This window comes from Campylobacter concisus, assembly GCF_003048405.1.
In the GTDB taxonomy this organism is placed as follows: domain Bacteria; phylum Campylobacterota; class Campylobacteria; order Campylobacterales; family Campylobacteraceae; genus Campylobacter_A; species Campylobacter_A concisus_Q.
On sequence record NZ_PIQS01000001.1, the window covers coordinates 432,929 to 446,167 of the forward strand.

At 40.4% G+C, this 13,239-nt stretch carries 15 protein-coding genes; 3 read left to right on the forward strand and 12 right to left on the reverse strand.

Annotation, left to right across the window (positions count from 1 at the left end):
- The first annotated feature begins 183 nt into the window (after positions 1 to 183).
- Positions 184 to 1,953 (forward strand): aryl-sulfate sulfotransferase, encoded by a 1,770-nt coding sequence (locus CVT18_RS02410; protein WP_107824197.1) that lies wholly within the window; start codon positions 184 to 186, stop codon positions 1,951 to 1,953.
- Between the two features lie 35 nt (positions 1,954 to 1,988).
- On the opposite strand, the gene CVT18_RS02415 is transcribed toward CVT18_RS02410, so the two are convergent.
- On the reverse strand, positions 1,989 to 2,339 hold the full coding sequence (locus CVT18_RS02415; RefSeq protein WP_087586550.1) for a hypothetical protein: 351 nt from the start codon (positions 2,337 to 2,339) through the stop codon (positions 1,989 to 1,991).
- 75 nt (positions 2,340 to 2,414) lie between these two features.
- The gene (locus CVT18_RS10160) at positions 2,415 to 2,618 is read right to left on the reverse strand and encodes a hypothetical protein (RefSeq protein WP_159071482.1); all 204 of its coding nucleotides are present in this window, start codon (positions 2,616 to 2,618) and stop codon (positions 2,415 to 2,417) included.
- Positions 2,619 to 2,861: 243 nt separating this feature from the next.
- Between CVT18_RS10160 and ilvD the strand changes: the two genes are divergently transcribed.
- Together ilvD and rmuC are read left to right on the forward strand one after the other, a co-directional pair.
- Positions 2,862 to 4,535, forward strand: a complete 1,674-nt coding sequence (gene ilvD / locus CVT18_RS02420; RefSeq protein WP_103624969.1) for a dihydroxy-acid dehydratase — start codon at positions 2,862 to 2,864, stop codon at positions 4,533 to 4,535.
- A gap of 80 nt (positions 4,536 to 4,615) precedes the next feature.
- Positions 4,616 to 6,184 (forward strand): DNA recombination protein RmuC, encoded by a 1,569-nt coding sequence (gene rmuC / locus CVT18_RS02425; protein WP_103629056.1) that lies wholly within the window; start codon positions 4,616 to 4,618, stop codon positions 6,182 to 6,184.
- A 29-nt stretch (positions 6,185 to 6,213) separates the two neighbouring features.
- Here the strand turns inward: rmuC and CVT18_RS02430 are convergent, their stop codons facing one another.
- From CVT18_RS02430 to CVT18_RS02475, 10 genes are all read right to left on the reverse strand, one after another.
- Positions 6,214 to 6,504, reverse strand: coding sequence for a DUF5339 domain-containing protein (locus CVT18_RS02430; protein ID WP_103629055.1), 291 nt, complete (start codon positions 6,502 to 6,504; stop codon positions 6,214 to 6,216).
- Positions 6,505 to 6,603: 99 nt separating this feature from the next.
- On the reverse strand, positions 6,604 to 7,248 hold the full coding sequence (locus CVT18_RS02435) for a ferritin family protein (RefSeq protein ID WP_103600576.1): 645 nt from the start codon (positions 7,246 to 7,248) through the stop codon (positions 6,604 to 6,606).
- Between the two features lie 93 nt (positions 7,249 to 7,341).
- Complete coding sequence (locus CVT18_RS02440; protein WP_103629054.1) at positions 7,342 to 7,566, reverse strand: DUF2798 domain-containing protein; 225 nt, start codon at positions 7,564 to 7,566, stop codon at positions 7,342 to 7,344.
- Entirely contained in the window at positions 7,563 to 8,123 is a 561-nt protein-coding gene (locus tag CVT18_RS02445; RefSeq protein WP_103629053.1) for an NAD(P)H-dependent oxidoreductase, read from the reverse strand. The genes CVT18_RS02440 and CVT18_RS02445 overlap by 4 nt, the downstream gene beginning before the upstream one ends.
- A gap of 15 nt (positions 8,124 to 8,138) precedes the next feature.
- A complete protein-coding gene (locus CVT18_RS10650; RefSeq protein ID WP_258032912.1) occupies positions 8,139 to 8,267 on the reverse strand; it encodes a hypothetical protein in 129 nt (42 codons plus the stop codon).
- A 148-nt stretch (positions 8,268 to 8,415) separates the two neighbouring features.
- Positions 8,416 to 9,096: a putative quinol monooxygenase gene (locus tag CVT18_RS02455; RefSeq protein WP_103629052.1), complete on the reverse strand. Its 681-nt coding sequence runs from the start codon at positions 9,094 to 9,096 to the stop codon at positions 8,416 to 8,418.
- A 15-nt stretch (positions 9,097 to 9,111) separates the two neighbouring features.
- Positions 9,112 to 10,548 (reverse strand): subtype B tannase, encoded by a 1,437-nt coding sequence (locus tag CVT18_RS02460; protein WP_103629051.1) that lies wholly within the window; start codon positions 10,546 to 10,548, stop codon positions 9,112 to 9,114.
- Between the two features lie 69 nt (positions 10,549 to 10,617).
- A complete protein-coding gene (locus CVT18_RS02465; RefSeq protein ID WP_103629050.1) occupies positions 10,618 to 11,388 on the reverse strand; it encodes an SDR family NAD(P)-dependent oxidoreductase in 771 nt (256 codons plus the stop codon).
- The gene (locus CVT18_RS02470) at positions 11,385 to 12,026 is read right to left on the reverse strand and encodes an NAD(P)H-binding protein (RefSeq protein ID WP_103629049.1); all 642 of its coding nucleotides are present in this window, start codon (positions 12,024 to 12,026) and stop codon (positions 11,385 to 11,387) included. Before CVT18_RS02470 ends, CVT18_RS02465 begins: the two co-directional genes overlap by 4 nt.
- Before the next feature lie 29 nt (positions 12,027 to 12,055).
- On the reverse strand, positions 12,056 to 13,201 hold the full coding sequence (locus tag CVT18_RS02475; protein WP_103629048.1) for an iron-containing alcohol dehydrogenase: 1,146 nt from the start codon (positions 13,199 to 13,201) through the stop codon (positions 12,056 to 12,058).
- Positions 13,202 to 13,239 lie beyond the last annotated feature (38 nt).

Below are 13,239 nucleotides of genomic sequence, written 5' to 3' on the forward strand. Positions count from 1 at the left end.
CTCTTAAGAAATTTGAAGCAAATAACTAAAATTTAGGGGCGTTTGCTCCTAAATTCTTCTTTTTATTTTTACTCTTTAAAACGACTTCTTTATAAATTTACTTAAGCCACTTTTCATATAAGCGTTAGTTCTGTGTGAAATTTGGGTAGTAAGATATCATTAAATTTTATTAAAGGAGCGAAAATGAGCAAGAATTTCTTAGGTTCTGTTGCCCTTGCGGCTGTTTTGGTTGGTGGTATTAGTGTAGGCATCACGCCACTAGAGGCTGGAGTCCTGGCTCATCACGTAAAGGTTCAAGGCGAGCTTGGATCAGTCTTTATCAATCCTTACGACGTATCTCCGCTAACTGCGATCATCGATAGAGCCGGCAAAGATATCAAAGATATCCACGTCAAGGTAAAAGGCAAGCCAGACGGCGGCATAGACATCGACTACAACGTTTCAGAGCATGCCCTGCTCACACATGACGGCGTGCCTGTTTGGGGGCTTTATCCTGACTATCTAAACGAAGTAGTCGTAAGCTACACATTTAACGGAGCTAAAAAGGTAGAAACGTATAAAATTTACGCCCAGCCTATCGTCACATATAGCCGTGATTTTAGATTTTCTCACATGCAAAAGACTCGCGTCAAAAAGGTCGATCCTGCGTTTAAAAATAGGCTCTATCTCATAAACAATACAATCACAAGCGTATATAAACCGCTTGATTGGAAAAATGGCGGAGCTGCTAGCTGGAACGACTTTACCGAAAACTACATCGTAGACACAAAAGGCGAAGTCAGATGGTACCTTGACTATCAAAAATTTTACGATCGTAGTGAGCGCAGAGTGATGGACGGGGGTATGATGATGGGCTTTCATCAGCTCAAAAATGGCGATATCAGCTTTGGCATGGCGCAAAGATATCTAAGATATGACCTTATGGGAAAAGAAATTTATAATCGCCCGCTTCCAAGAGGCTACATCGATCTAAGCCATGAAGTTATGCCATTAAAGGATGATCACGCACTTCTTAGGGTTGGCAAATACAACTACCACCACAAAGATGGCAAAATTTCTCACACTATAAGAGATCACATCATCGAGGTCGATAGCACCGGTAAAGTGGTCGAAGAGTGGGATCTAAATGAAATTTTTGGCAACAACGTCTACCGCAGCAACCTCATAAAAGCGCTTGACGCAAGAGCTGTTTGCCTAAACATCGACATGGACGCAAAGGAGATAAAGATAAGTAATGATCTACCATTTGGCGACATCACCTCTACTGGCACAGGTAGAAACTGGGCGCATGTAAATTCTATCTCATACGATGAGAGCGATGATAGCATCATCCTTTCGCTTCGCCACCAAGGTATCGTTAAAATCGGCCGCGATAAAAAAGTAAAATGGATATTAGCTTCACCTGAAGGCTGGAGTGAAGAATTTAAAGCCAAAGTGCTAACTCCAGTCGATAGCAAAGGCAATAAGATAAAATGTGAAAACTCAAAATGCGAGGGCGAATTTGACTGGTCATGGACTCAGCACACTGCATGGCTAACGCCAAGATACGACAATAAAGGCAGCATAAAACACCTAAGCGTCTTTGACAATGGTGATGCAAGGGGCATGGAGCAGCCGGCATTTAAAGAGGATAAATACTCCCGCGCGGTTGAGTACAAGATAGATGAAAAAAAGGGCACGGTTGAACAAACTTGGCAGTTTGGCAAAGAGCGTGGCTTTGACTTTTATAGCGCAGTTACTAGCAACGTCGAGTGGCAAAAAGATAAAAATACCTACTTTATCTCAAGCTCAAACGTAAATTTGCTTAAGCCAGATAAGACTATCAAAATGGTCTTAGTAGAGATCGATCCAAAGACAAATGAGGTCAAATTTGAGATGGACGTGGACTCTGCTTCAAGAGATGATGTTGCTTATAGGGCGATGGTTATTGATCCGGAGGTATTTAGTTATTAGCAGTATCTGGTGTGAGACTTTTCTCACACCAGCTTTTAGTTGTTGTTTTGAAATTTATAGATTGCTTCTTTGATTCTAGTAAGGTTAAAATTTATCGCTCGCTCTAGTTCTGGCAAGTCTATATCTTTATCCGCTTCGAATGCTTTTACCATATCGCTTAGCTCTTTTGTCTCATCACTTGCAAGAACTGTGCTTTTAAAATTATCATCGTCTATCTGGTCAAATTTTAAAAAGATCGATACAAATTTATCTTTTAAAATTTCTTTATTTAGCTTTCTATTTTCCAAAGCTTTCTTTGTTCCGCCATTTTTATTACAGGTTCTAAATATAGAATCTATTGTTTCATTCACTTCATCAAGTAAAATTTCTGTTTTTTCACTTTGCATATAAAACTCTCTTAACTATAAATTAAATTTAAAATAAAAGCTAAATCGCTCTTGTTTTGGAGATTAGAAGTTGTTTTACTTCTTCGCGTAAAAAGGAAAAATTAAAGTTGTATTTGTGAAGTTATTTTCATAAAAGTTTGCGCCAGAATTTAAAATTTTAGTTTGCATTGGCATCACTTTTATGCCCTCTGTTTTTGCGATCATTTTCTCATCCTTGTTAAAAAATTTTATCGCATTGTATAAATTTTCATAGGTCTTGTAAATTGTACCATGGTACAATAAAGCCCTATAAATCAATATTTATAACACATTGATAATATTTTTACGTTATTATTTTGCATACTGCTTTGATTAAAATTACCGAAATTTCGTAGCTATTTAGCTCATCCTTTTTGGATAAATTTTAAAAATTTAATGTGTTATTTATGTAATAAAAAAATTTTTAAATTTGCAAAATTTTTTTAAAATCTTTGATACTTTATATGTGATAAAATCCTCTCAAATTTTAAAAAAGGATCAAATTTGAGAAGCGACATAATCAAAAAAGGCTACACAAGAGCCCCACACCGCTCACTTTTACGTGCGACTGGACTAAAAGACGATGACTTTGCTAAACCCTTTATCGGCGTTGCAAACAGCTTTATAGAGATCATACCTGGCCACTTTTTCTTAAATAAATACGCACAAATTTTAAAAGATGAAATTCGCAAAAATGGCTGTATTCCATTTGAGTTTAACTGTATCGGCGTGGATGATGGCATCGCGATGGGGCATGGAGGCATGCTATATAGCTTGCCTAGCCGCGAGATCATCGCAAACTCTATAGAAACCGTGATGAACGCTCATGCACTTGACGCGCTTGTTTGTATGCCAAACTGCGACAAGATCGTCCCTGGCATGGTTATGGGTGCTTTAAGAGTAAATGTACCGACCGTGTTTGTAAGCGGTGGCCCTATGAAAAAAGGCTACACAAAAGATGGCAAGCCAATCGACCTTGCGACTGCGTTTGAGGCGGTTGGTAAATTTGAAACCAAAGAGATAGATGAGGCTGAGCTAAAAGATATCGAGTGCAACGCATGTCCAAGCGGTGGCAGCTGCAGCGGTATGTTTACAGCAAATTCTATGAACACACTTTGCGAAGCGATGGGCATAGCACTACCTGGCAACGGCACTATCCTTGCACTAACCCCAGAGCGTGAGGAGCTCATCAGGCAGGCTGCTCGCAGGATCTGCGAGATCGCACTTGATGAGAAATTTAAAATCAGAAACATACTAAACGAAAAAGCGATCCGCAACGCACTTGTCGTTGATATGGCAATGGGTGGTAGCAGCAACACCGTTCTTCACATGCTAGCCATCTCAAGAGAGGCTGGCGTAAATTTAGATATCAAAGAGCTAAACAAGATCAGCCAAAACATCGCTCATATCGCTAAGATCAGCCCAAGTTTACCAAATGTGCATATGGAGGATATCGGCAGAGCTGGTGGCATGAATGCAGTGATAAAAGAAATTTCACGCAGAGATAATGGCATGCTAAATTTAGACAATCTCACAGTTAGTGGCGAAACTCTGGGAGAGCGCGTAAAGGTAAGTGACATCAAAGATGAAAGCATCATTCACAAAGTAGAAAACGCCTATTCACAAGTTGGCGGACTTGCCATTTTGTTTGGAAATTTAGCCGAGCAAGGCTGTGTTATAAAAACAGCTGGCATCGTTGGCGAGCGTAAATTTAGTGGTAAAGCAGTCTGCTTTAACTCACAAGATGAAGCCATAGCTGGCATTTCAAGTGGTAAAGTAGATAAAGGCGATGTCGTCGTCATCCGCTACGAAGGTCCACGCGGAGGCCCTGGCATGCAAGAGATGCTAAGCCCTACTTCACTCATCATGGGACGAGGCCTTGGCGCAGACGTGGCGCTCATCACAGATGGTCGCTTTAGCGGGGCGACAAGAGGTCTAAGTATCGGCCACGTAAGCCCAGAAGCGGCTGAAGGCGGTATGATAGGCTTGCTAAAAGATGGCGATATCATCGATATAGACGTCGATAAATACGAGATAAACGTTCGCCTAAGCGAAGCCGAGATCGCAAAGAGAAGAGCAGAATTTAAACCAGTTGATAAGGCGCTAACCTCTCGCTGGCTAAGGCAATACCGCAAACTAGTCACAAACGCAAGCAACGGAGCGGTGCTAGAAGCATAAAAAATTTACTACAAAAGCAAGGAGTAGTCTCTTTGCTTTTGCAAAAATATAAAGATTTCTTCATTTTTTAAGGATACTAAATGCAACAAGATTTCTATTTTTATGTTGCCATATTTTTTGGAGTACTATTTTTGATTGCGATATTTGTCATCTATTCATTTAATAGAGACAAACTCGAGCTAAAGCGAAATTTGGCGCAAAAAGAGCAAGAAAATTTTGAAATTTCATCAAATCTAACAAATTTAGTATCTAAAAATAGTGAAAATCTGCAGCTAATCAGTGAGCAAAAAGCAAGGCTTATGTCAAATCACGAGCGAATAGACGAGCTCATCGGCGAGATCGATGCACTAAAAACCAAAATAGCACAAAAAGAAGAAGCTGAAGATGCGATGGAGCGCGTGATAAATGAGCTTAAAGAGAGTATCGGTACAGCAAATGAACGAGCTAAGAATAACGAGGCAAATTTCACTGCAACTCTAGCCGAGCTAAATCAAAATAAGAATACTTTAGCTGAAGCAAATGAGAGAGAAAATAGATTAAAACGTGATATGGCTGTGCTTAGAAATGAAATAGAAGCAAAAGAAAATAGCCTAAAAGAGCAAGAGGCAAATTTATTAAAAGTAAAAAATGAGTTAAATTTGGAATTTTCTAATCTTGCAAATAAAATATTTGAAGAAAAAAGTGCAAATTTTACACAAAATAGCCAAAATTCTTTAGATCTTTTACTAAAGCCACTAAAGGAGCAAATTTCAACCTTTCAAGAGCGCGTAAATGTGGTCCATGACGAGTCAGTTAAAGGCATGAGCGCGTTAGGAACGCAGATTAAGCACATAAGTGAGATTGGTATCTCAATGTCAAAAGAGGCAAACTCGCTAGCCACTGCACTAAAAGGTAGCAATAAAACACTTGGGAACTGGGGTGAAATACAGCTTGAACGCACATTTGAGGCTTCTGGACTTGTAAAAGATGAGCATTACTTGACACAACAAAATTTCAAGAACGAAGAAGGCAAACGTCTTATTCCTGATTTTATAGTAAAGATACCAGATGGCAAACACCTAATAGTTGATTCTAAAGTCTCACTTATAGCTTACGAAAAAGCTATCACAGCCAGCAATGAGGAGGAGCTAAATTTAGCATTGAAAGAGCATATTGCTTCTATGAAAAATCACATAGATAGCTTAAATAGCAAAAATTACGGTGATATCGTACCTGATAGCCCTGATTTTGTATTGATGTTTATACCAATTGAGCCAGCATATATCGAGGCTATGAAATTTGATAGTTCTCTTTTTGACTACGCATTTCAAAAGCGTGTAATACTAGTATCTCACACTACGCTTATGCCTATTCTTCGTACAGTGGCAAATTTATGGCGAATAGAGCGTGGCAATGAAGAGGCCAAAAATATCGTAAAGAGTGCGATTAAAATTTATGATAAAGTCCGCAATGTAGCCGAGCATATGAATAGACTTAGCAATACACTAAATACTGCGAATAAACATTTTAACGCCCTTGCATCAAGTTTTAGTGGTAGAGATGGTCTTGTTAGTAGACTTGAAAATTTTAAACGCTTGTCCCCAGACGATCAAAAAGATATAGAAGTAAAAGAGATAGGCGTAAACAACGAGTTAGAAAAAGAGGATTAGGATATGGCTAGAAAAACTAGCCATAAAATTTATTTTAAAAGACCTTGTTTTTTCATTTGTTCCATTACTTGAGCAAACATCTCTTTAGCTTGTTTGCAAGTAGCGTCTTGTTGCTCTTTTGGTAAAGAAGCAAGTTGATCCATTGATTGTTTCTTTTGATCTTCATAAATTTTTACTTGTTGCTCTTGACCAGCTTGTTTGTAAGCTTCAACCATTTTGTCGATGTCTGAGAAGTATGATTTGCAAGTATCTGTAAGATCTGCAGCGTTTAGGCTTAATGCAAAGCCAAGAGTAGTTAAAACTAAAAGTGATTTTTTCATCTCTTTCTCCTTGTGAAAATTTGAAAGAATTGTATCATTTTTATAATATTTTATGACTTAAATTAATAGTCAAGGTAAACGCCTTGACTATTTTGGCTTTTAGCCTAGAAATTCGCGTTTAAAATACTCTTTTGGAGCTTTGCAAAGTGGGCAAGCACCTGGAGCTTTTTTGCCTCTATGAACGTGTCCGCACACCTCGCAAACCCAGATATCTTCCTCATCGCTCTCAAAAAATCCCTCTTCATCAAGCATCTTTTTAAGCTCCAAATACTCTCTTTCATGCTCAACCTCAACCTTACCGATCGCATTAAATAGCCTTTCAACATCTCTTAGCTCTTCTTCTTTTGCGATCTTTGCAAAGTCTGGATACATAGTCGTATGCTCGTAGTTTTCGCCAGCTGCCGCATCAAGTAAATTTTTATCCATCTTATCGATCGGATCATTCATTAGCTCGTGATATTTTTTAAACTCAGCTCTTGCGTGCCATTTCTCATTTTCAGCTGCCTCGTAAAAGTGTCTAGCAATAGCATGATAGCCTGCTTCTTTGGCTAGATCACCGTAAAGCTCATACTTGTTTCTAGCTTGTGACTCGCCAGCAAATGCCTTCATCAAATTTACCGCTGTTAAATTTTCAGTGATGCATTTCATCTCTTCGCCGCAACAGGTTAGTGTGCCGCCTCCAACTTTTTGAACCTCGATCTCATTGCCGCATTTTTCGCATTTGTATGTTTCGTACTGTCTCATTTTTACTCCTATTTTGATAAATTTTGAGTGGATTATAACCAAATAATTAAAATAAGTAAATAATAATTTTTATTGATAACGTATATTATTATTTTATTTTTTGCATAAAATTTGTGTGAGTTTTGTTACAAATGGAGAGACTAACAAAAGCACAGGATACGCTACCGCAAAGGCTTTCATGTAAGCAGTTAGCCAAATTTTAACAAAGCCATCAACAAAACCAAGGTTTAGATATGTCAGCACAAATGACATAAAAAATGCCATAAATGCTGACATTATAAACGCAAAAACATATTTATAAAATTTTGCTGGTATCATGAAATTTTGCCTATCAGCTCCTCTAGTCTTTTTGCGTGATCGAGCGCATTTTGCCTCATCAAAGCAAGTTTTGCCTCATCGTGCCTGCTCTGATATGATAGCCCTCCGCTATAAACATATCCTGCAAACTCCATTCCGCAAGTATTCGCTAGAGCCTTAAGTGGCGGCAAAAATTCCTCTATCTCGTAGCGCTGAAGTGCCTCTTTTTTATAAAGCTCCTCAGGCGCTCCAGAGGTAAATGAAAGCACCAGCTTCTTGCCACGCAGCTTATCTCCCTTGCTACCATGAGAGAAGCCATGAACTAGCACATCTTCAAACCACTTTTGTAAAAGTGATGGCACACCGTACCAAAAAAACGGATAAACAAGCACAATCACATCAGCCTTTACTAGCTTTTCTTGCTCGGCTTTTACATTGATCACGTAGTTTTTATAAAGCTCACTTAGTATGTCAAATTTAGCCTCTGACACGTACTTTTTTAGCTCGCCCAATATAATCTTATTTGCAAAGGAATTTTCAAGGTCAGTGTGACCTGATACGACTAAAATTTCACTCATTTTCTCTCCTTAAATTTACTTGTAAACAAAGCTACTTGCCTTGCTCGCGTCACCGCCAACATATGTAGCCACCTTTGGATACGCGCATACCAAAGATCCCTTGCTAGCGTAGATTGTGCTTTTAGCTAGCATGCTCTTTGGCACTTCGCCCCTTCATTCCACACCGTATCTATCATCTCGTTGTTTAAAATTTTCACATCTTTTAAGCTCTCGCATCCTGTCTTATCAATGATAAAAGCCGTGCTGCACAAGTGCTAGTGCGTAAAAAGTGAAATTTTATTCATAATATCCCCTAAAATTTTATCTTACTAAACGAAATCTCATTTTTTAGACCAAAGCCGTCAAATCCATCTATTAGTCCGGCTCGCTCTTTGGCGTAAGCTTTGTAGTTTTCACTGTGGCGGTAGCTCTCAAAGCTAGCTTCGTCTTTGTAAATTTCAACCAAGATCCATTTGCTAGGTGCGTCCTTTTGACTAAAGGCAAACTGCGCGTAAGCACCCTCATCGATGCTTTTTTGCATATATTTTTTCACTAGCTTTTCAAATTTCGCATCGCTTTTTGCCAAAAGGCTTAAATTTGTCATGTGAAAGTAGGCATCTTTTAGGCGCTCTGGCGTTAAATTTTTAGAAAAAGCGGCCCATTTTTTTACGCTAAAAGCCTTTTTACTAGCTAAAATTTCAGCGCTCGCACTTGCAAATTTCTTGTAGTGCGCTGAGGCTACGTGTTTTTTATAAGCCGTCTCGTCCTTGTAAAACTCAAGCACATAAAACAGCTCCGGCTTACTCTTTGCGCTCATAAAAAAGATCGCCTGCGTGCCTGGCTCACTCTTTGAACTAAGGATATTTTCCCTGCCAAGCTCTTTTAGCAAGCTCTTGTTATTTGGCGTTGAAAGCAGCTCATATAAGCTCACTTTCGCCTCCGCCCCAAAGGCAAAAGCTGCCGAAAATACTAATAAAAATAGCTTTTTAATCATCAAATTTCCTTAAATTTATTTCTCAACCACTCTTTTCATCCAAGCAAAAAGCTCGTCTAAATCGTAGTCGCCGCCATGTACTTGTCCCCAGACCGCTTCAAAATCAACCTCTTTGCCAGCATTTTTAAGCGAAAGTGCGAGCATAGCAGGCACGGCGAGGACTAAGTCGGTGTCGTTTGTGCCCTGCCTTATGCGGTAAAATTTCGCCGAATTTTTATTTTTAGTGTAGCTCATAGCATTCATCATCTTTATGATGCCAGTCTCCGCCATCGCGCCGCCACTTCGCTCTTTTGCAAATTTAGTAAAGTGCTTTGCAGGCGTTTTGCTGTCACCAAAAAGGTCGTTTTCAGGATTTTCTAGCGCAAGGCCGTCAAATGCAACCACCTCTTTGGCACGCTTTAGCGAGGCGATGAAGTCTTCAAGCTTAAATGTATATCCAAGCGAGCAGCCCTGCGTGTCAAGAGTTATAAATTTAGGTGTGAGCATGTTTTTGTCGCTACTTTTTGTAGCGGTAAATGCCTTTGAGATAAGGGCGTTTATATACTCTTTGAAGCTACCCTCGCCGTTTTCATCAAGGCTTAGCGCGTGGCCTTTGGCGTCTTTTAAATTTAGCGAGTTTAGATAGGCTGGGAATTTGCTCTTTAGCTCGCGCGAGAGCTCTTGTTGTGTGGCGTTTAGCTCGCCTGTGATAGTCTTTGGCTTTTTGCTCCTGTCGTTAAAAGTGCTCGCGTTAAGACTTGAAAGATCAAGCCTTTCAAATTTATCCAAATCCCCAAACATCCACTCATACGCCTCGTCCTCATGCTCTAAATTTGTCACAGGGCAGTAGGCTGAAGCGGCATAAATTTGATCGTCCGCCTTTGCAGCGCCTAGCTCTTTAAGATATGGCTCATACTCTTTTGCATTTGCGCTAACGCCAAGAAGTGCCGACATCGCGCCGCCTGCGCTCGTGCCGTTTGAGATTATTTTATTTGCGTCGCCTGGCATAAATTTGTCGTTAAATTTAAGATATCTAACAGCCGCTTTTAGATCGACTATCGCAGCTGGGGCTTTGCCAATAAATTTCTCGCCATCTTTTAGCGTCCTGCCCCTAGCGCCAACGCTTGCCACGACGTAGCCTCTAAGAAGCGCTTCAAGGGTGGCATTTGGCTTTTCGTTTTGGATTTCTGGCTTTTGTGGCATTGCGCTCATGTAGCCACCGATAGCGTTTGGCATAAAGATAGCCCCTTTTTGGTCGCTAAATTTACCCTCTGGCACGTAAAAATTTAGCACCTCATAGTCGCTAGCTGGCTTTGCCACATAGACTATGCCTTCATAGGCTCTAAATTTAAGCATCCTATCGCCAACTTGCACGCTTTTTAGCTCAAATTTCTTTTCATCAAATTTAAGCTCGCTACCAAAGCAAGCGCCTACTAAACAAACCCCTAAAATAACAACTCTAACGCATTTCATGATCTGCCTTTTTATTTTATCCTACTTTTGCTTTACTAGCCTTGGCGTAGGCTACCAGGGCTTTAAGACCTAGTTATCTTTTGGCTCGTATTTGATAGCGTAGTCAAATTTAGGACTACTTAGACTAAACTCAAAGCTATCTCTATCCACCGAGCCAACGCAGTAATGGCTATCATAAAGACGAAGCAAAAACTCCGCCATCTGCTCGCTCGTGTGATACTTTTTAAACGCTTTGTCGTAGTCGTAGCTCTCTTTGCTAGTTGCTACCATGCCAAATTCTGTCTTTGTGGCAGCTGGAGCTAGGACTTTTGCCTGCATTTTTGCCTGCTTGTCCTGTGCTAGCTCGTGGTAAAGTCCCTCGCTAAAGGCACTTACGAAAAATTTGCTAGCGCAGTATGTGACGGCGTTTGGCACGATCTTATAGCCACCTATCGAAGAGATGTTTATAAGCTGTGTATCTTTGTCTTTGTATTTTTTAGTAAAGAGCGTTGAGAGCGTGACAAGTGAGATGATGTTTAAATTTATCAACTGCGTGATTTTTTCTAAATTTTGCTCGCCGACCTTGTTATAGTCGCCAAAGCCAGCGTTGTTTATAAGCGCTTTTAGCTCAAATTTTTCTAAATTTCGCCAAAGAGAGAGGACATTTTCTTGTTTTGAAAGGTCGCAAAGCTCTATGACCACATCGACATTTGCAAATTTAGCTATCTCGCTTTTTAGCTCTTCTAAAAGCTCGCCCCGTCTTGCAACAAGGATCAAATTCTCCCCGCGCCTTGCAAATGCCTTTGCCGCGGCCGCTCCTATGCCTGAGCTAGCTCCAGTGATGGCGATGTATCTTTTCACTTCACATACTCCATCGGACTATAAATTTTCACACCCTCGCTGTGGTCATCTTGCGCTACTTGCACGATCACTTTAGCGATATCAGCCGCTCTCATCGGACGATACTCGTCAAAAAAGCCTTTTGGGATAAATTTAAACGCCTTTATCGCCATGTACTCGCCAAGTCTAAATTCTTTCCTCTCAGCCTCAATAAGCGGCAGCCTAACGACGTGAAATGAGCTATATCCAAGCTCTTTTATCTTTGCTTCTGCTTGACCTTTTGCCTTTAGGTAAAACGAGCCTGACTTTCTACTAGCACCTGCAGCCGAGAGCAAGACAAAACGTTTTGCACCGCACTCCAAGCCAAATTTCGCAAAATTTATCGGATAGGTCACATCGACTTTATAAAACTGCTCTTTGTGCTTTGCTGCTTTCATCGTCGTGCCAAGCGCGCAAAATACGTCATCAGCGATAAATGGCACCTCATCTTTAAAATCATCAAAATTTACTATCTTTACTTCAAGCTTTTCATGAGTAAATTTTAGCTCGTGCCTAGCAAGGGCGATAACCTTGCTATAGTGCTCGCTCACGCATAAATTTTTTAAAATCTCACTTCCCAAAGCACCGCTAGCTCCAGCTATAAGGGCGATCTTTTTCATATCTTTCCTTTGTAAAATTTAGATAAATTCTATCTCGCTAAGGCAAAAATTTCACTTATTGCCTCTTTTGTATAAATTTGCTCCAAGCCCCTACCCTTGGCGTAGTCATAAACTAGCGCCATGATCTCGTCTAAATTTGACTCATCAACGCCGATCTCAATTAGGCTTGTTGGCGTGCCGATCTTGCTAAACCACTCTTTTAGCTTCTCTATGCCTGCGTCTGCGTCATCCACGCCAAAAATTTCTTTGCCAAAGCGCTTAAATGCCTCTAAATTTCTACTCTTATACCACTTCATCCAAGCTGGCATCACTACACTTAGCCCAGCCCCATGCGCGCAATCAACCACCGCACCTATGGCGTGCTCGATCATGTGATTTGGATATGAGTAGCCAGCTGTGCCAACGTAAGTTAAGCCATTTAGCGCCATCGTAGCAGCCCAGGCAAACTCGCCTCTAGCATCGTAATTACCCGGCTCTTTTAGTAAAATTTCAGTCGTTTTCATAACAGTTTTAATATTTGCTTCGATGTATAAATTTATGATCTCAGACTGAATGCTTGCCGTAAAGTATCCCTCGATACTGTGAGCGATGATGTCGGAAGCCGAATAGACCAAATACTCCTTGCTTACACTTGCTTGAAGTAGTGGATTTACCACCGATACTTTTGGGTAAAGACAAGCTCCGTGCATAGCAAATTTCTGTTTCGTGGCTTCGTTTGTGACGACCGAGCCGCCGTTCATCTCTGAGCCAGTTGCTGCAAGCGTTATGATGTCAAAGATCATAAGCGCTTCGCTTGGATCTTTACCGGTAAAAAAGTCCCAAACGTCGCCACTATATTTAACTCCAGCAGCCACGGCCTTTGCCGTGTCAAGCGCAGAGCCACCACCTATGGCTAGCACGCTATCGACACCTTGCTTTTTTGCTAAATTTATAGCCTCATTTACCTTGCTTAGCACTGGATTTGACTTCACGCCGCCTATCTTGCAAAACTCGATGCCATTTGCACTTAGGCTCTTTGCTGCGACATCAAAAAGGCCATTTTTTATGATCCTATCGCTGCCATAGATGATAAGCGTCTTTTTAACGCCAAATTCTTTCATGTATCTGCCGATATTTTGCTCTTTGTCTTTGCCAAATTCTATTCTTGTAGGGTTTAAAAAGCTAAAATTTTGCATATTTTCTCCTTATTAGTTTTAATGATTATAGTTTTGCA

Excerpts from the sequence above, each read along its gene's own strand:
- CVT18_RS02460 (WP_103629051.1), bottom strand. The coding sequence starts at position 10,548 with ATGAAATGCGTTAGAGTTGTTATTTTAGGGGTTTGTTTAGTAGGCGCT.
- CVT18_RS02435 (WP_103600576.1), bottom strand. The coding sequence starts at position 7,248 with ATGAGACAGTACGAAACATACAAATGCGAAAAATGCGGCAATGAGATC.
- rmuC (WP_103629056.1), top strand. The coding sequence starts at position 4,616 with ATGCAACAAGATTTCTATTTTTATGTTGCCATATTTTTTGGAGTACTA.
- CVT18_RS02430 (WP_103629055.1), bottom strand. The coding sequence starts at position 6,504 with ATGAAAAAATCACTTTTAGTTTTAACTACTCTTGGCTTTGCATTAAGC.
- CVT18_RS02445 (WP_103629053.1), bottom strand. The coding sequence starts at position 8,123 with ATGAGTGAAATTTTAGTCGTATCAGGTCACACTGACCTTGAAAATTCC.
- CVT18_RS02475 (WP_103629048.1), bottom strand. The coding sequence starts at position 13,201 with ATGCAAAATTTTAGCTTTTTAAACCCTACAAGAATAGAATTTGGCAAA.
- CVT18_RS02470 (WP_103629049.1), bottom strand. The coding sequence starts at position 12,026 with ATGAAAAAGATCGCCCTTATAGCTGGAGCTAGCGGTGCTTTGGGAAGT.
- CVT18_RS02440 (WP_103629054.1), bottom strand. The coding sequence starts at position 7,566 with ATGATACCAGCAAAATTTTATAAATATGTTTTTGCGTTTATAATGTCA.
- CVT18_RS02455 (WP_103629052.1), bottom strand. The coding sequence starts at position 9,096 with ATGATTAAAAAGCTATTTTTATTAGTATTTTCGGCAGCTTTTGCCTTT.
- CVT18_RS02410 (WP_107824197.1), top strand. The coding sequence starts at position 184 with ATGAGCAAGAATTTCTTAGGTTCTGTTGCCCTTGCGGCTGTTTTGGTT.
- CVT18_RS02415 (WP_087586550.1), bottom strand. The coding sequence starts at position 2,339 with ATGCAAAGTGAAAAAACAGAAATTTTACTTGATGAAGTGAATGAAACA.